Genomic DNA, 17,604 nt, shown 5'->3' on the forward strand with positions numbered 1-17,604 from the left:
TTAGTCATGACCACAAACGTAGGTGTCATCGGCCTTGGTGCCATGGGTTTGGGCGTTGCCCGTTCATTGTTACGCGCAGGCTTACGCACGCATGCATGTGACGTGCGGCCAGCCGTGCTGGAGCAGTTCGCCAGCGAAGGCGGGATTGCTTGCAGCACCCCGGCCGAGCTTGGCGCGCTATGCGATGTGGTGATCACGGTGGTGGTCAATGCAGCGCAAACCGAACAAGTGCTGTTTGGCGCAAACGGCGCCGCAGCAAGCATGCAGCCAGGCGGGCTGGTGATTGCCAGTGCGACCGTGGCGCCGGAGTTTGCCGTCCAATTGGGCGAACGGCTGGCCGCGCAACAACTGCTGTTGCTGGACGCCCCGTTGTCCGGCGGCGCGGCGCGCGCCAATGCCGGTGAAATGACGATGATGACGTCCGGGCCGGCCGCGGCGTATGCCAAAGCGGAACCGGTACTCGCGGCGATTGCCGGCAAGGTGTATCGGCTTGGCGACACCCACGGTGTCGGCTCCAAGGTCAAAGTGATTAATCAATTGCTGGCCGGCGTGCATATCGCTGCCGCGGCCGAAGCGATGGCGCTGGGCATGCGCGAAGGGGTCGATCCGGATGCGCTGTATGAGGTCATCACGCATAGTGCAGGGAATTCCTGGATGTTTGAAAACCGTGTGCCACATATCCTGAAGGCGGACTATACGCCGCTGTCGGCAGTCGATATTTTCGTCAAGGATCTGGGACTGGTACTGGATACCGCGCGCACCAGCAAATTCCCGTTGCCGTTATCGGCGGCAGCGCATCAGATGTTCATGATGGCATCGACCGCCGGCCATGGGGGCGAGGACGATTCCGCCGTGATTAAAATTTTCCCCGGTATCACTTTACCGGTGGCGACGGAGTAAGCCGATGTCGAACGCAATCAAGCAAGCAACCCAGCCTTTGCTCGGCTGTATCGCCGACGATTTTACCGGCGCAACAGACCTCGCCAACATGCTGGTACGCGAAGGTATGCGTACCGTGCAAACCATCGGCGTGCCGGACGTTGCACCGACCGCTGTCGATGCCATCGTCGTGGCGCTGAAGTCGCGCACGATGCCGGTCAGTCAAGCCGTCGCGGAGTCGCTGGCGGCACTGGCGTGGCTGCAGCAACAGGGCTGCCGGCAATTCTTCTTTAAATACTGTTCCACCTTCGATTCCACTGCGCAAGGCAATATCGGCCAGGTGACCGATGCCTTGCTCGATGCGTTGGGCGCGGATTTCACGATTGCCTGCCCGGTGTTCCCGGAAACCGGCCGCACCTTGTATCGCGGCCACCTGTTTATCCATAACCAGTTACTCAACGAATCAGGGATGCAAAACCATCCTCTGACGCCGATGACCGATGCCAATCTGGTGCGTGTGCTGCAACAGCAAACCGCCGCCACAGTCGGTCTGGTTGGCTACCCGGTAGTGGCGCAGGGCACTGCCGCCATTCGCGCCGAATTCAGCGCGCTACGCCAGCAGGGCACGCGCATGGCGATCGTCGATGCGCTGGAAAACCGGGATCTGTATGCAATCGGCGCGGCCTGCGCGGATTTGCCGCTGGTGACTGGCGGTTCCGGCATCGCACTTGGTCTGCCCGGGAATTTCGTCCGTGCCGGTTTGTTGAACCCGACACACAGTGCCCAGGCCGGCGCGTTGCCGCCGATTGACGGCTGGTCGGTGGTGCTGGCCGGCAGCGCCTCGCTGGCGACCAATGCGCAAGTCGCCGCCTGGAAAGAAAAATACCCATCCTTCCGCGTCGATGCGCTGGCCGTCGCCCGCGGCGAACCGGTAGTTGCGGCCGCGCTGGCATTTGCCCAGCAGCATCTGGCCACACAGGCACCGCTGATTTACGCCACCACAACGCCGGATCAGGTCAAGCAGGTACAGGCTGAACTCGGCGTGGGGCGTGCCGGAGCCTTGATTGAATATACCCTGGCCAAGATTGCCTGGGGTCTGTTTGCCATGGGTGTACGGCGCTTCGTGATTGCCGGCGGCGAAACCTCCGGCGCGGTGGTCAAGGCGCTTAACGTCACTGCCCTGCGCATCGGCAAGCAGATTGATCCAGGGGTGCCGGCCACCCAATCGATCGGCGACGTGCCGCTGGGACTGGCACTCAAGTCGGGCAATTTCGGCGCCGTTGACTTCTTTGAAAAAGCCTTGCGTGAACTGGGCGATGCAAGGATAGCTGCAACACAATCTGTGGAGTCCGGGCAATGACTAGCTTGTGCCTTAAAGAGCAGTCTTTGCGCGAGGAAATCTGCCGCATCGGTGCTAGCCTGTATCAACGCGGTTACACCGTGGGGTCGGCCGGGAATATCAGCGTCAGGCTTGACGACGGCTGGCTGATTACGCCGACCGATGCCTGTCTGGGCACGCTGGACCCGGCGCAGATTGCCAAGGTCGATGCGAGCGGGCGGTGGATCAGTGGCGACAAGCCATCGAAGACCCTGACGCTGCATCGCGCGGTCTACGACAACAACCCGCAAGTGCGGTCGGTGCTGCATACCCATTCGACCAATCTGGTCGCCCTGACGTTGGCCGGGGTCTGGCGTGTGGATGACGTGTTGCCGCCGATCACGCCGTATCAGGTGATGAAGGTCGGCCACATTCCGCTCATTCCGTATTGCCGTCCCGGTGATCCGAAAGTGGCGCAACAAGTCAGTGCGCTGGCAAATTCGGTGCGCGGGGTGTTGCTGGAGCGACTGGGGCCGGTGGTCTGGCACGAAAGTGTTTCGCAAGCGGCATGCGTGCTGGAAGAGCTGGAAGAAACAGCGCGCTTGTGGATGATGTTGAGGGACAAACCGGCAGCGCTGGGATCTGCCGAGATCGAAGAGTTATGCCGGACATTCGGCGTGCGCTGGTAAATTTTAACGAATAAAAATAGCCGCGCCGCTAATCATTTTTATCAATCCAAAGATGGAGACAAGATGTCAGAAACAATTAATCTGGTGGATAAGCCGGCCGGTTCCAGTAAACCGGGTGCGTCAAACAAGGTATGCATCGATGCCGACGGCCTGTACAAAAAGGTCTTCTGGCGCTTCGTGCCATTCATCATGCTGTGCTATGTGATCGCCTATCTGGATCGCGTGAATATCGGTTTTGCCAAGCTGCAAATGTCGGCCGACCTGGGATTTAGCGAAACCGTCTTCGGCCTCGGCGCCGGGATTTTTTTCCTCGGATATTTTCTGTTCGAGTTACCCAGCAACCTGATCATGCACCGGGTCGGCGCCAAGATGTGGATCGCCCGCATCATGATTACCTGGGGACTGTTGTCGGCGTGTTTTGTCTGGGTCCAGACCCCGACGCAGTTCTATGTTTTACGCTTTCTGCTGGGTCTGGCCGAAGCGGGATTTTATCCCGGCATCATTCTGTATCTGACCTACTGGTTCCCGTCGCATCGGCGCGCGAAAGTGGTCGCGACGTTCATGGCGGCAATCCCGCTGTCCGGCATTTTCGGCAACCCGTTATCGGGCTGGATCATGCAGGCTTTCCACGGTTCCAGCGGCTGGCACGGCTGGCAATGGATGTTCATGATCGAAGCGATTCCAGCCCTCCTGATCGGCATCGCCGTGCTGTTCGTGATGGACAACAGCATTCAGAAGGCCAAGTGGCTCAACGATGCGGAAAAAGATTTCCTGGCAGCCGCCATCCTGGCCGACCAGAAAGACAAGGTCAGCCCAAAATCGACCGCCGGCGTGTTCAAGGACATCCGCATCTGGCATATGTGCCTGATCTATTTTTGTATCGTCATGGGCCAGTACGGCTTGACGTTCTGGTTGCCGACGCTGGTCAAGGCTTCCGGCGTCGCAGGCGCGCTGAATATCGGCCTGATCAGTGCGATTCCATTTCTGTGTGCGGTAGTGGCGATGATCTTGATCGGACGCCGCTCGGATCGCTTGCGTGAGCGGCGCTGGCATCTGATGATACCGGCGTTGCTGGGTGCGGTCGGGTTCGTCGTGTCGGCGCTGGCGGCGGATAACACCGTGATCGCCATCACCTTCCTGTCGCTGGCGGCCATGGGTGTGCTGACCTGCTCGCCATTGTTCTGGTCGTTGCCAACCGCATTTTTGTCAGGTACCGGGGCAGCCGCCGGCATTGCGGTAATCAATTCGGTCGGTAACCTGGCCGGTTTCGTCAGTCCGTTCCTGGTCGGCTGGCTGAAAGATACGACCCATAGCAATCAGAGCGGCATGTTCATGCTGGCCGGGATGCTGGTGCTCGGTGCTTTCGCCATTTCGCGGACATCGGCCAGGATGGTGAATAAGTAGATCATGATTGTGCGGCAGCGTGTGGACGCTGCCGATGGATAATTTGAGGAGGCTGGCGATGCCACGTTTTGCTGCAAATCTGACGATGATGTACAACGAGCACGGGTTTCTTGACCGTTTTGAGGCTGCGGCCAAAGATGGTTTCAAGGCCGCTGAATTTCTTTTTCCGTACGAATACGCCGCCACCGAACTCAAGGCGCGCCTGCAAGGCAATGGCTTGACCCAGGCCCTGTTCAATGCGCCTCCGGGAGATTGGGCAGGCGGCGAACGCGGCCTGGCTTCGCTGCCGGGACGTGAAGACGAATTCAAACGCAGCATCGACAGCGCGCTGGAATATGCGCAGGTACTGGGCAACGACAAGCTGCACGCGATGGCCGGGTTGATCCGGCCGGAACAGGACCGCGCACGTCATCGCGCCGTGTATCTGGAAAATCTGGCGTACGCTGCGCGCCAGCTCGCCGCACACGGCATCACGCTAGTCATCGAACCGATCAACACCCGCGACATTCCCGGTTTCTTCCTGAACCGCCAGGATGATGCGCAGGCGATTTGCGCCGAAGTCGGTGCCGATAATTTGCGCGTGCAGTTCGATCTGTATCACTGCCAGATAGTCGAAGGCGATCTGGCAGTCAAGCTAAAGCGCGACATGCAGCGCCCGCAGGCCGGCATCGGCCATATTCAGATTGCCGGTGTGCCGGAGCGGCACGAGCCGGATGTCGGTGAAATCAACTATCCGTATCTCTTCGAATTGATCGATCAGCTCGGTTACGATGGCTGGATCGGCTGCGAATATCGCCCTCGGGCGGGCACCTCGGAAGGTTTGGGCTGGCTCAAGCCATGGCTGTAGCCTGGCAGACCTGCGTCACCATCATTTTTATAGAAAGCATCCCATGCAAGTCGTTATTACCGGCGGAGCCGGATTTTTAGGGCAGCGCCTGGCGCGCCAGTTATTGCAGCAAGGTGTCTTGCCGGACAGTCGCGGCCAACTGCAAACCATCCACAAAATCGTGCTGGTCGACATCGTTGCCGCTACCGGCTTCGACGACGCACGTATCGAACAAATCACCGGCGATATCGCCGACAGGGCGTTGCTGGAACGCGCAATCACCACCGAGACCGCGGCGATTTTTCATTTGGCAGCGATCGTCAGCGGGCAGGCCGAGGCCGATTTCGAGCTCGGCATGCGCATCAATCTGGAAGCCTCGCGTCTGTTGCTTGAGCGTTGCCGGGTATGCGGCCATCGCCCGCGCGTGATATTCACCAGCTCGGTGGCCGTGTTTGGCGGTGAGTTGCCGCCCGTGGTGCAAGACAACACCGCGCTCAATCCGCAATCGTCGTACGGCACGCAAAAAGCGATTGCCGAGTTGCTGCTGGGCGACTACAGCCGTAAAGGGTATGTCGACGGCCGCGTGCTGCGCCTGCCCACCATCAGCGTGCGTCCAGGCAAGCCGAATAAGGCCGCGTCGTCGTTTGCCAGCGGCATCATCCGCGAGCCGCTCAGCGGCGAATCCGCAGTATGTCCGGTCGGCCCGCAAGTGCGACTCTGGTTGCTGTCGCCGCGCAAGGTCATCGCCTGCCTGATTCACGGCTATACGCTGAGCGCCGAAGCGCTGGGCAAGAGCCGCACCGTTAATCTGCCGGGGGTGTCGGTGAGCGTGGGCGACATGGTGGCGGCGCTGGAACGTGTCGCCGGCGCCGCAGTCGCCGGGCGCGTTGAATGGCGGCATGATCCCGCGATTGACCGGATAATTTCGAGTTGGCCCGGCGCTTGGGATGCGACCCGCGCAACGGCACTCGGCTTTCGTAGCGACGCCAGTTTTGACGAGATTATCCGTGCCTATATGGAGGACGATCTGCCATCGGCGTGACGTTTTGCGGCCTGTCTGTCCGTGAACCAAAAATGCCGCTCAGATGTCGAGCGGCATTTTTACATTTTATGGATTTCCACTAATTAGCGCTGCGTGAAATCCCTCTTTTGTCCTGTTGCGCCGCCGTCTCACCTGGTTTGACAACCACGGTGCAAGTCATCCCTGCCGCCAGCGTGATGCCATCCGGCACCTTATCGATATGAATCCGGACCGGCACGCGTTGTGCCAGACGGACCCAGTTGAAGCTTGGATTGACGTTTGCCAGGCCATTGCCGCTGGGGCCGTTGTCGCGATCGGTGATGCCGCGGGCGATACTCTCGATGTGGCCTGTGAGCAACCGGTCGCTGCCGAGCAGGCGCATTTCCGCTGCATCGCCAACCTGCATCAGCGGTATTTTGTTTTCTTCGAAATAGCCGTAAACCCAAAACGAACCGGCATCGACGACCGCCAGTTTGGGGACGCCAACCTGGGCGAAATCGCCGGCATGGACGTTCAGATTGGCGACCCAGCCATCGGCTGGCGCCAGTACGCTGGTACGCTCCAGATTCAGTCTGGCCATGTCGCGTGTCGCCAGCGCCGCCTGATACATCGCTTGCGCCGACGAAGCGTCGTAGCCTGCGTTTTCGCGGCTTTCATTTGAAATGACATCGCCGTCGAGCATGGCGCGCCGTGCTGAATCGCGCTGTTTCATGGTGAGCGCAACGCGGCGCTGCGCCACCGTTGCCTCGGCTTCCGCCAACGCCAGCGTGTAATGGGCCGGATCGATTTTCATCAATACGTCGCCTTTGTGGACGTAGGCGTTGTCGTGTACCGGTACCGCGATCACGCGACCGGCGACATCGGCAGCGACGCTGATGACGTCGGCGCGCACCCTGCCATCCCGGGTCCATGGCGCATTCATGTAGCGCTCCCACAGGGCGCGTACCAACAGGAAGGCGATGCTCACGACGATCAGTGTGATCGCAACTTTGAGGATGGTTTTAACAATAGTCGATGATTTCATAGTGGTCTCAAGCGGCATGCAGTAACAATCCAGCAGCGCCAAAAATACAAAAGAACAAGGCAATCCGAAACAGGCTCGGATGCCACACATAGCGATACAGGCGCAAGCGCGAAAATAGCCAGTCAACGCCGAATTGCAAGATGACACAGCCGACGAAGACTAATAGCAAGGTCGGTATGAGTGCATCGAATAATGCGATTTCACGCGGCATTCTCGACTCCCGATGATGAAGTGTTGACGGCGGCGACAGCCGTGGTGTGTTCAAGTAAAGAGGTGCGAATCAGATGCAGATTTGCCAGCACTGCGGCGTAATTTGACATGCCCGGTGCGGCCCGACAGGTGGCAATCGCAGTCAGAACAGCTTCCAGCGCCATTTGCAGATTGCGCTGATTGGGACGGGAGAACAGGCTGGCGACGCTCTGCACGCTGCGCTCGACCGTCAGGCCTGCCGACTGTATGCCGACTGCTTGCACGCTGCTGCCGTGCGCTGGCGCGGCAGTGTCTTCGCGCAGATGGATCACCGCACGACCGACTTCCAGGACCGAGAGCAACCACGCCATGACTTCACGATCGTCTTCGTTGACCACCGAGTGGCTCAGGGCAAAACGGCCTACCAGATCGCGGGTGCCGCTTTCGAAGCGTGCCAGCAAACCGCTTAGCGACTGGCTGCAGCCGTCGACCACCTGGCGTCGCAACGCGCGCACCAGGCGCATTTTGGCCCAGCGACTGTCGGCCGGATCGATAATCATATACATGACGGCGGCGACAGCACAACCGATCAGGCCACCGCTCATGCCGTTCAGAAATGCCAGATAATCGAATGCATAGACATTCCCGACCGCCGCATAAGACAGGAAGAATATCAGCATGCCGGCCCCCCTACCGGCATGCTTTGGCTGGGTAGTGAGCCATGCGCCAAACAGGATAAACGGTGTCAGCGACAGGCATAACATGGTGAAATCTTGCGCTCCGGGCTGGACGTAGTAAGCGCAGACAAAGCCCAATACGCCGCCGAGCGTTGCGCCCTGCATGAAACCGATGACTGTTTTGGTCGGCGCAGGAGATGCCGCAAATAAGGCGCTAACCACGGTCGCAAACGCCACCGCATCGGCACCGGACGGCCATCCGCTGTACAGCCAGAACAGCGCAGAGACACCGAAGCCGATGGCAGCGCGCAGCGCCGACATGGCAACTTGCACCGGATCGGTGCGATTGGCATACCGTGCCGTTTGCGCAATCTCGTCCGGTAACGCGCTATCGCTGCGCAGCACCGCATTGTGAATCCGTGAGTAGGTCCGCAGCTCATCGGCAAACCGTTGCAGCAACGCGGCAGCGGCATCGAAGTCGAGCAACGCGTCGCCATTGTGGTTGGGGCCCAGCCGCAACATCTCGGTGAGGCTCAACCTCAACCCGCGCCGCAATGCAGCTAGCCGTTCCGGCAGTTGCCGGCGACATTGCTGCAGTTGCAAAGGAATATCGGCTGCGTCGCTTTGCATGATGCCGACAATGGCCTTGTATTCCATCATCACTGCATTGAAGGTGTTGACCTTGCCCGAACTCTGCAGGCGCAGAAGCAGTTGATCGAGCGAGTGGAAGGTGGTCGACACCGTCATGAAGGCGGTATTCAACTGGCGTAAATATGCCGTTTGCAGATGGCCGGTTGCGCTTTCGAATGCTGATGAAATGTGGAGGTTTTCGAGAGCGATGACGTCACCGATGAGGTGCAGCATGATGCTGTCGCGCTGCGCTTGCGAATGTTGCACATGCGGCGTGGTGTCGTCGCGCTGCACAAACCGGGCAAAATGCGCGAAGCGCTTGCGGACTGCCGCCAGCACGGTATCGGACAGGTGTTGTGGAAATACCACCTCACTGACGACGCCTGCACATAGCAGGCCCAGCATCACTTCGCTGAGTCGTGTGGTGGCAATGTCGAACGCTTGCGCGGGTTCCAGCGCAGCGGGCAGGCCGACGATGACCAGCGTATAGCCGGCCAGCACGAAGGCATACGATTGAAAATTCCGGAAGATGATCGAGCCGGCGGTGCAAAGTGCCACCCAGCAGGCGCCGGCCACCAGAAACAGGACCGGCTGTTGGGTAAAACATGCGGCCAGTAGCAGCGACACTGCGACCCCGACCACGGTTCCGACGAAGCGATAAAAGCCTTTCGCCTTCACCAGGCCACTGCGTGGCTGGGCGACGATCGTCACCGTAATCATCGCGGTGCCCGGCTTGGATAAATCGAGCAGCATCGACAAGCCCATCGCCAGCAAAATTGCCAGCAACATCTTGAACATGTGCAACAGGTTGGGGGCTTGGGTCAGCAGCCAGCCGCCGGTCGCGTTTTTCAGGCGCGGCAGCCAGTCGCTGCCGGGTGTTTGTATTGTATGGGTGCGTTCACTCATGGCGTTTGATGTGCGCGCTTATTTGGCCGGCGCGGCGGCTGTCGCCACACCTGCCGTTGCTTGCGGTCGCGGCAAATCGTCACCCAGGCCGCCACCCAGCGCCTGCATCAGCTGTGCCCATGCGTCCAGATACGCGGCGCGCGCCTGCGCCACCCGTTGCTGCTCTTGCAGCATGGCCATCTGGGTTTGAATGACGTTCAGAAAAGACGTCAGGCCCGCCTTGAAACCGCGCTGTGCGAATGCATACGATTTTTCTGCCAGCGCCATGGCTTGTTCGGATTGATCGCGCTGCAATTCTATCGACTTCAGCTTGACGATCTGGTCGGCCACGCTTTGCAGTGACTGCAACAGCGTGCTGTTATAGGTCTCGATTGCGGCATCCAGCGTCGCGGTTTGTGCGCCGAGATTGGCGCGCAAGCGGCCGCCATCGAAGATGGGCAAAGAAATTGCCGGTGCAAAACCGCGCACGGCCGAATCGCCGGTCAGGAAATGGCTTAAGCCAATCGACTCAAAACCGATGAAAGCGGAAATATTGATGTTGGGATAAAACGCCGCCTTGGCGACGGCGATATTTTTGCTCAGCGCTTCGACGCGCCAGCGTTGGGCGATCACGTCCGGACGTCGTCCTATCAGGTTGGCGGGAACGTTGTCCGGCAGCTTGATGGCCAATTCTGCATTCCCGGCCAGCCGGCTGTCGGTCATGTTTTTAGCCAATAGCGGACGTTGAATGGCATCGCCGGCAGACGGGCCTTGTCCAGTCAGTGTGGCAATCTGGTTGCGCGATAGCGCGATGGCCTGGTTGATCTGTTCGATATTTGCCCGTGCCGTCGGCAAGCCGGTCTCAGCCTGGCTGACTTCGAGCCGGGTGCCGATGCCGGCTTTGAGGCGGCGCTGCGCAATGTTGGCGACCGCCTGCTGCTGCGCCAGCGCGGCTTGCGCAATATCTTTCAATACGAATTGGGTTGCCAGTTGCAGATAGCTGCGGACCACGCTGCCTTCCAGGCTCAATTGGGCAGCACGCGCTTCCGCCGCACTGACATGCACTTCGTCGAGCGCGGCTTCCAGCGTGTTCCGATCTTTGTCCCACAGATCGAGATCGTAACTGGCCTTGATACGGGCATCGTTGCTCCAGTCCCACGCGCCGGCCAGAGGCGGCGGATATAAGCCATCGCTGGTGAATAGTTCGCGCGTGACGGACGCTTCGGCGCCGACTTTCGGCAAGGTCGCGGCTTTAGCGGCACCGGCCAACGAACTGGCTTGTCGAATCCGGGCTTGTGCAATCTTGATATTCGGGCTGTCGGCTATCGCTTGTTTTACCAGCCGGTCGAGTTGCGGGTCGCGATAGGCTTGCCACCAGGTCACGGTCGGCCATTGCGCATCGATTGGGGTAGCGTTCATGGCCGCGCTGCCGTTCAGCGCCCGGCCATCCATGTTGCGGCCATCACTGAGTCTGGCCTGCGGATCGATACCGGAAAAGTCGGCACACCCACTCAGCAGCACGGCTAGTGCGCAGGCAGCCAGCAAACCAGTGCATGAAGTTACCAGTGAGGTTGTCATCGACGATGCGGCAATGCGCGCCGGCGATGACGACGCTGGATGTAAGTTTGATGGCAAGGTCAAGGCTGGCAAGCGCATGGTAAAACCCCGATTTGTTGTGCTTGTTGCTGCGCTGATGCCTTTTGGCTAGGGACAGCAAGCGCTTTTCATCATAGCAAAACGCCACCGGCGGTGGCGTTTTACTGAGTCAGACTACGACAGCGTTGTCGCATATTTAATATTGATTAGTTGCCGTTATACACAGCGTTCCCTACGGTGTTCGAAGCTTGCTGTTCCACTTGTGCGCGGGTCAGCGTGCTTTTTTCTGAAACGAGGATTGGATACACAGCGTTGCCTTGATTCATCAAGCCTTGGGCGCGTGCCTCCGCCAATTCGGCTTGCACTTCGGCACGGGTCTTGGTTGAGACGAAGTGGTCGTTGGCCGGGTAGGGCATTTCAGCGAAAGCGCTACCGGCAGCGGCGAATACAACCAGACCAGCGATCAATTGTTTGGTGTTCATGTTATTGCTCCAAAAAGTTAGGGGGATAGCACCGGGCTCGGCGGAACAGGCGAAATGCAGGCCGTCGGGTCCTCCTCGGTGAACGGGCACTTGCGTCACATTGGCCGTACTTAGTGCCGAAATGTGGTGTTGCTTGTGTGTTGCGTCCATCGATGGAGCTTAGTTTAGAGATTCTGTCTTTAACAATAAACAGTGAAATTTATAATTCACTATTTCGCTATTGGAAATAATAATGGTGGTTTTGTATGCTGTGAGATGGCGGGCATGGGAAGAGCGCCGATGATAGTGGTTTGTTTGGGGGCGGGGGCGGGCGAGCCACCGGAAAATTGCCTATATGTAACTTCGCGTTTAGATTGGAAAGCACTCGGCAGCGGTTGCCGGCCGATGTCGGATTCCTACGTGCGCAGACTGTGACTCTGGAGGAGGACCAAGGCGGGCCTCCTCCTGTTCCTGCGATCGCAGCCGGCACATTTTGCGCCGCCGCAGGTGGCCCTGTTGAACCAAGCCGGTCGCTTTACTCCGCGTTGCCGGACGCCTCAATAATCCCGCCGCCCAGACAGACGTCGCCGTCATACAGCACTGCCGATTGGCCAGGTGTGACCGCCCATTGGGCGGCGTCGAAATTCAGCGCAAAATTTTCGGCAGCAGCAGCGTGTATGTTGCTGAAATTGCTGCTGAAATGACAGGCCATGTCGGCTTGCCGGTAGCGGGTTTTGGCTGACAACTGCGCTAGCTTCGGTGCCGCGCCGGCGACCCAGCTGACTTGTCCGGCCTGCAAGGTCGATGACAGCAACCACGGATGATCGTGGCCCTGGACCACGTACAGCGTGTTATTTTCAACATCTTTTCTGGCGACGTACCAAGGGTCGCTATCGCCGACTGCATTTTTATGCGACTTCATGCCGCCGATGCCGATTCCTTTGCGCTGGCCCAGCGTGTAAAAACTCAGGCCGACGTGTTCGCCGACCGTATCGCCGGCGTCGGTTTTCATCGGGCCCGGTTGATACGACAGATAGCGATTCAGGAATTCGCGGAAAGGCCGTTCGCCGATAAAGCAAATGCCGGTCGAATCTTTCTTTTTTGCGTTCGGCAGCTGAATCTGCTCGGCGATTTTGCGGACTTCGGTCTTTTGAATTTCGCCCAGCGGGAACAAGGTCTTCGACAGCTGCGCCTGATTCAAGCGATGCAAAAAGTAGCTCTGATCCTTGCTGGCATCGCGCGCTTTCAATAATTCAAAGTTGCCGGCCGGGGCTTGTCGGACACGGGCGTAATGGCCGGTCGCGATCAGGTCGGCACCGAGTTTCATGGCGTGATCGAGGAAGGCCTTGAATTTGATTTCTGCATTGCACAGCACGTCCGGATTCGGGGTGCGGCCGGCCTGGTATTCGCGCAGGAATTCAGCGAACACGCGGTCTTTGTATTCGGCAGCGAAATTGACTGCTTCGATATCGACGCCTATCACGTCGGCGACGCTGACCGCATCTATCCAGTCCTGGCGGGTCGAGCAATATTCGGAATCGTCGTCATCTTCCCAGTTTTTCATGAACAGGCCGATGACCTCATAACCCTGTTGCTTGAGCAGCCAGGCCGATACCGACGAATCGACCCCGCCCGACATGCCGATCACGACGCGTTTTTTTGCATTAGACATGTTGGCCTCCGATCGCGCTGGAATCAGTGTGCAGCATCGACAGCGGTATCCGGTCGCCGCGCAAATAATCGTCGACGCATTGCAGAACCTGCTGGCTGCGGTGGCGCTCCCGGCAAGCAGCCAATTCGTCGCGCGACATCCATAGCACACGCAAAATGCCGTGGTCGAGCGGCTGGTCGCGTACTGCTCCGAGCTCACCGCAAAAGGCAAAGCGCAAATAAGTGACGCTTTCGCCTGTGCGCGCCGAGACATAGCGCGCCATATAGGTGCCGACCAACGCGGTCGGGCTGAAATCGTGGGCGGTTTCTTCCAGCGTTTCGCGCACCACCGCCTGAATCAGTGATTCATGCGGATCCAGATGACCGGCCGGCTGATTGATGCGTATGCCGTCGCTGGTGTGTTCTTCGATCAGTAAAAAGCGGCCGTCACGTTCGATGATGGCCGCAGCCGTGACAGAGGGTTTCCAAACTTCAATCATAAATTCCTCGGGTAATCCGGCATTTTAACGTGGCTGTCAAATTTTCGACGAACCCCACTAAATACCGTGTATGACTCGCAACACAACGCAACAGTTAGTTAATCGACGACGCTTTGATCATTGTCATTGTTGTTTAGTGGCAAATTTTCCGTGTAAGATCGCTGTCAGAATTGGTTTGGGTACTGCTGCAAGCCGTTTTCAGTCAGGTCAGGAAGCCTGCGCAGAAGCGACGCCGAAGTGTACTTGAGTCCATCAGAATGCCCCGCAGCGTGTAATATCGTTCGCTGGCTGCCAAGAAGATGTTGTACTGATTGCAAGAATTTCTACAATTTAGGGAGAATTACATGAAAATCGGCATCCCCGCCGAGACGCGGCCGGGTGAAACCCGTGTTGCGGCGACTCCGGAGACGGTCAAAAAACTGGTGGCGGCAAAGCATCAGGTCGTGGTGCAGGCTGGCGCCGGCATCTTATCGAGTATCCCCGACGACGCCTACGCTGCGGCGGGTGCGACGATCGGTTCCGCCGCCGACGCGTTCGCCGCGGCGACGGTCCTGAAGGTGCGCGCACCCGGGGCGGAAGAATACGCGCTGCTCAGCAGCGGCACGGTCGTGGTTGGCATGCTGAACCCTTTCGATGCCGAGAATATTGCGCTGATGGCAAGTCACGGGCTGACCGCCTTCGCCCTCGAAGCCGCGCCCCGCACCTCGCGCGCGCAATCGATGGACGTGCTGTCGTCGCAAGCGAATATCGCCGGTTACAAGGCGGTGCTGATGGCGGCGAATACCTATCAGCGCTTCATGCCGATGCTGATGACCGCCGCCGGGACCGTCAAGGCGGCACGGATGCTGATCATGGGCGCGGGGGTGGCCGGTCTGCAGGCGATCGCCACGGCCAAGCGGCTGGGAGCGGTGATCGAAGCCTCGGATGTGCGGCCGGCGGTCAAGGAACAGATCGAATCGCTGGGCGCCAAATTCCTCGACGTGCCGTTCATTACCGATGAAGAACGTGAAATCGCGCAAGGCGTCGGCGGCTACGCGCGCCAGATGCCGGCCGACTGGATGCGGCGTCAGGCCGAACTGGTGCATGAGCGCGCCAAACAAGCCGACATCATCATCACCACTGCGCTGATTCCGGGCCGCAGGGCGCCGGTGCTGATCAGTGAAGAGACCGTCAAGGCCATGAAGCCGGGCTCGGTGATTCTCGACATGGCGGTCGACCAGGGCGGCAATTGCCCGTTGTCCGAAGCCGGCAAGACCGTCATCAAGCATGGCGTACACATTATCGGCGAAGGCAATCTGGCCGCATTGGTGGCGGCCGATGCATCGGCGCTGTACGCCCGCAACGTGCTCGATTTCCTGAAGCTGATCGTCAATCCCGAAGGCGGACTGGTGATTAATCTTGAGGACGATATCGTTGCCGCCACCTTGTTATGCAGAAGCGGTGAAGTGCTTCGTAAATAGGACTTACGCAAAACCGCCCCAGCAGCGTTACGCCTCCTAGCCGTACCTTCGCACTGTCTGCGTCGGCAGGTTTTGACAAGTTCGTTGCTGGGACAATTTTGAGTAAGTCCCAGTAAGTAATTCGTTTTTAATGCAGACCGCGTCGATCCTGCTCTCGCTCGCGTGACAGCAGGTTTCAAAGCACATAGGAGAAAGAAGTAATGCAACGCATCATGCTGCGCGCGAAAATCCATCGCGCAACCGTTACCCAGGCCGACCTTCACTACGAAGGATCGTGCGGAATCGATGAAGACTTGCTGGAAGCGGCCGATATCCGTGAATTTGAGAAAATTGAGCTCTACAACGTGAATAACGGTCAGCGTTTTTCGACCTATGCGATCCGTGCGGAACGTGGCAGCGGCGCAATTGCACTCAATGGCGCAGCCGCGCGTTGCGCCCATCTGGGCGACTTGCTGATCATTTGCACCTATGCGCCGTTCGCGGATGCCGAGGCGGCAACCCATGTGCCGAAAGTGGTGTTTGTCGATGACAATAACCGCATCACCGGCATGAAAAAAGTTTAACGGAGTAATAAGGGGAAACGCATGGAAGTTACGCACACCATCACCAATCTGATCATCTTCGTACTGGCGATCTACGTCGGTTACCACGTGGTCTGGACTGTCACTCCAGCCTTGCATACACCGCTGATGGCGGTCACCAACGCGATTTCCGCGATCATCATCGTCGGCGCGATGCTGGCCGCCGGACTGACCGAAGGCATCGTCGGCCAGGTTGCCGGGACACTCGCTGTGGCGCTGGCTGCGGTCAACGTCTTCGGCGGTTTCCTGGTCACCCAGCGGATGCTGGAAATGTTCAAGAAAAAAGAACCGAAAGCAGGGCCGAAGGCGCTCCCTAAAGCCGATACTGCGGGAGCCAAATAATGAGCATGGAATTCGTAAGCATGAACCTGGTGACGATGTTCTATCTGATCGCCTCGGTGTGTTTCATCCAGGCCTTGAAAGGGTTGTCGCATCCGTCCTCGGCCCGGCGCGGGAATGTTTTTGGCATGAGCGGCATGGCGATCGCCGCGATCACCACCATCGCCCTCATCATCAAACTCAAGACGCAAGCCGGCAGTACCGGCCTGGGTTTCGGGCTGGTGCTGATCGGTCTGGTAGTCGGCGGCGGCATCGGCGCCTTCCTGGCTAAAAGAGTGGAAATGACCAAGATGCCGGAACTGGTCGCGGCGATGCACTCGCTGATCGGTCTGGCCGCTGTCTGTATCGCGGTCGCAGCCGTGTCCGAGCCCTGGGCCTTCGGCATCGCGGCGCATGGCGACGCCTTGCCGGTCGGCAACCGGATCGAGTTGTTCATCGGCACCTTCGTCGGCGCGATCACCTTCTCCGGTTCGGTGATTGCGTTCGGCAAGCTGTCGGGCAAGTATAAATTCCGCCTGTTCCAGGGCGCGCCGGTCAGCTTCCGGGGCCAGCATTTCATCAACCTGCTGCTGGCGGTGGCGATGCTCGGTCTGGGCATTATCTTTGTGCTGACCCAATCCTGGCTGCCGTTCATCCTGATGACCATCATCGCCTTCGTCTTGGGCGTGCTGATCATCATCCCGATCGGCGGCGCCGACATGCCGGTGGTGGTGTCGATGCTCAACAGCTATTCGGGCTGGGCCGCGGCCGGGATCGGCTTTTCGCTGAACAATGCGATGCTGATCATCGCCGGTTCGCTGGTCGGATCCTCCGGTGCGATCCTGTCCTACATCATGTGCCGTGCGATGAACCGCTCATTCTTCAACGTGTTGCTGGGCGGCTTCGGCGGCGCTCCCGCTGGCGCGACGCCGGGCGGCGCACAAGGACAACGTCCGGTGAAAGCCGGCTCCGCCGACGACGCCGCGTTCCTGATGGGGAATGCTGAAACCGTCATCATCGTGCCCGGCTACGGTCTGGCCGTGGCGCGGGCGCAGCACGCGCTGATGGAACTGGCCGAAAAGCTGTCCCACAAGGGCGTCACCGTCAAGTTCGCGATCCACCCGGTGGCAGGACGCATGCCGGGCCACATGAACGTCCTGCTGGCCGAGGCCGAAGTGCCATACGACCAGGTGTTCGAGATGGAAGACATCAACAGCGAATTCGGCCAGGCCGATGTGGTGCTGGTGCTGGGCGCGAACGACGTCGTCAATCCGGCGGCGAAAGATCCGAAGTCGTCGATTGCCGGCATGCCGATCCTGGAAGCCTACAAAGCCAAGACCGTCATCGTCAACAAGCGGTCGATGGCCTCCGGCTATGCCGGGCTGGACAACGAGTTGTTCTACATGGACAAGACCATGATGGTGTTTGGGGATGCGAAGAAGGTGATTGAGGATATGGTGAAGGCGGTCGACTAAGCTGCTAAATAAGCCGTTTGC

17 protein-coding genes are annotated in these 17,604 nt (G+C 59.0%); 10 read left to right on the plus strand and 7 right to left on the minus strand.

Annotation, left to right across the window (positions count from 1 at the left end):
* The first annotated feature begins 6 nt into the window (after positions 1-6).
* The 6 genes from ltnD (at position 7) to denD (ending at position 6,158) form a co-directional block, all read left to right on the plus strand.
* Complete coding sequence (ltnD, locus tag AC3CHX_RS02095) at positions 7-900, plus strand: L-threonate dehydrogenase (RefSeq protein WP_488642460.1); 894 nt, start codon at positions 7-9, stop codon at positions 898-900.
* Between the two features lie 4 nt (positions 901-904).
* Entirely contained in the window at positions 905-2,239 is a 1,335-nt protein-coding gene (otnK, locus tag AC3CHX_RS02100) for a 3-oxo-tetronate kinase (protein ID WP_488642461.1), read from the plus strand.
* Positions 2,236-2,886, plus strand: a complete 651-nt coding sequence (otnC, locus tag AC3CHX_RS02105; RefSeq protein WP_488642462.1) for a 3-oxo-tetronate 4-phosphate decarboxylase — start codon at positions 2,236-2,238, stop codon at positions 2,884-2,886. Before otnK ends, otnC begins: the two co-directional genes overlap by 4 nt.
* A 75-nt stretch (positions 2,887-2,961) precedes the next feature.
* Complete coding sequence (locus AC3CHX_RS02110; protein WP_488644697.1) at positions 2,962-4,290, plus strand: MFS transporter; 1,329 nt, start codon at positions 2,962-2,964, stop codon at positions 4,288-4,290.
* Positions 4,291-4,348: 58 nt separating this feature from the next.
* Entirely contained in the window at positions 4,349-5,137 is a 789-nt protein-coding gene (gene otnI / locus AC3CHX_RS02115) for a 2-oxo-tetronate isomerase (protein WP_488642463.1), read from the plus strand.
* A 43-nt stretch (positions 5,138-5,180) separates the two neighbouring features.
* Positions 5,181-6,158 (plus strand): D-erythronate dehydrogenase, encoded by a 978-nt coding sequence (gene denD, locus AC3CHX_RS02120; RefSeq protein WP_488642464.1) that lies wholly within the window; start codon positions 5,181-5,183, stop codon positions 6,156-6,158.
* Between the two features lie 79 nt (positions 6,159-6,237).
* Here denD and AC3CHX_RS02125 read toward each other — a convergent pair whose 3' ends face one another.
* The 7 genes from AC3CHX_RS02125 to AC3CHX_RS02155 form a co-directional block, all read right to left on the minus strand.
* On the minus strand, positions 6,238-7,161 hold the full coding sequence (locus AC3CHX_RS02125; protein ID WP_488642465.1) for an HlyD family secretion protein: 924 nt from the start codon (positions 7,159-7,161) through the stop codon (positions 6,238-6,240).
* Positions 7,162-7,168: 7 nt separating this feature from the next.
* Positions 7,169-7,372 (minus strand): DUF1656 domain-containing protein, encoded by a 204-nt coding sequence (locus AC3CHX_RS02130; protein ID WP_488642466.1) that lies wholly within the window; start codon positions 7,370-7,372, stop codon positions 7,169-7,171.
* The gene (locus AC3CHX_RS02135; protein WP_488642467.1) at positions 7,362-9,563 is read right to left on the minus strand and encodes an FUSC family protein; all 2,202 of its coding nucleotides are present in this window, start codon (positions 9,561-9,563) and stop codon (positions 7,362-7,364) included. The genes AC3CHX_RS02130 and AC3CHX_RS02135 overlap by 11 nt, the downstream gene beginning before the upstream one ends.
* Positions 9,564-9,581: 18 nt before the next feature.
* Positions 9,582-11,120: an efflux transporter outer membrane subunit gene (locus tag AC3CHX_RS02140; protein ID WP_488642468.1), complete on the minus strand. Its 1,539-nt coding sequence runs from the start codon at positions 11,118-11,120 to the stop codon at positions 9,582-9,584.
* Positions 11,121-11,344: 224 nt separating this feature from the next.
* Entirely contained in the window at positions 11,345-11,620 is a 276-nt protein-coding gene (locus AC3CHX_RS02145) for a DUF4148 domain-containing protein (RefSeq protein WP_488642469.1), read from the minus strand.
* A gap of 514 nt (positions 11,621-12,134) precedes the next feature.
* Positions 12,135-13,271, minus strand: a complete 1,137-nt coding sequence (gene mnmA / locus AC3CHX_RS02150; RefSeq protein WP_488642470.1) for a tRNA 2-thiouridine(34) synthase MnmA — start codon at positions 13,269-13,271, stop codon at positions 12,135-12,137.
* Positions 13,264-13,749, minus strand: coding sequence for an NUDIX hydrolase (locus AC3CHX_RS02155; RefSeq protein WP_488642471.1), 486 nt, complete (start codon positions 13,747-13,749; stop codon positions 13,264-13,266). The genes mnmA and AC3CHX_RS02155 overlap by 8 nt, the downstream gene beginning before the upstream one ends.
* Before the next feature lie 344 nt (positions 13,750-14,093).
* Here AC3CHX_RS02155 and AC3CHX_RS02160 point away from each other — a divergent pair, with 344 nt between their 5' ends.
* The 4 genes from AC3CHX_RS02160 (at position 14,094) to AC3CHX_RS02175 (ending at position 17,583) form a co-directional block, all read left to right on the plus strand.
* The gene (locus AC3CHX_RS02160) at positions 14,094-15,209 is read left to right on the plus strand and encodes a Re/Si-specific NAD(P)(+) transhydrogenase subunit alpha (RefSeq protein ID WP_488642472.1); all 1,116 of its coding nucleotides are present in this window, start codon (positions 14,094-14,096) and stop codon (positions 15,207-15,209) included.
* A 200-nt stretch (positions 15,210-15,409) separates the two neighbouring features.
* Positions 15,410-15,772 (plus strand): aspartate 1-decarboxylase, encoded by a 363-nt coding sequence (gene panD / locus AC3CHX_RS02165; RefSeq protein ID WP_488642473.1) that lies wholly within the window; start codon positions 15,410-15,412, stop codon positions 15,770-15,772.
* 21 nt (positions 15,773-15,793) lie between these two features.
* Entirely contained in the window at positions 15,794-16,132 is a 339-nt protein-coding gene (locus tag AC3CHX_RS02170; RefSeq protein ID WP_488642474.1) for an NAD(P) transhydrogenase subunit alpha part 2, read from the plus strand.
* Positions 16,133-16,137: 5 nt separating this feature from the next.
* Positions 16,138-17,583: an NAD(P)(+) transhydrogenase (Re/Si-specific) subunit beta gene (locus AC3CHX_RS02175; protein WP_488644698.1), complete on the plus strand. Its 1,446-nt coding sequence runs from the start codon at positions 16,138-16,140 to the stop codon at positions 17,581-17,583.
* The last annotated feature ends 21 nt before the right edge of the window (positions 17,584-17,604 follow it).

The organism is Glaciimonas sp. OK215 (assembly GCF_057787885.1).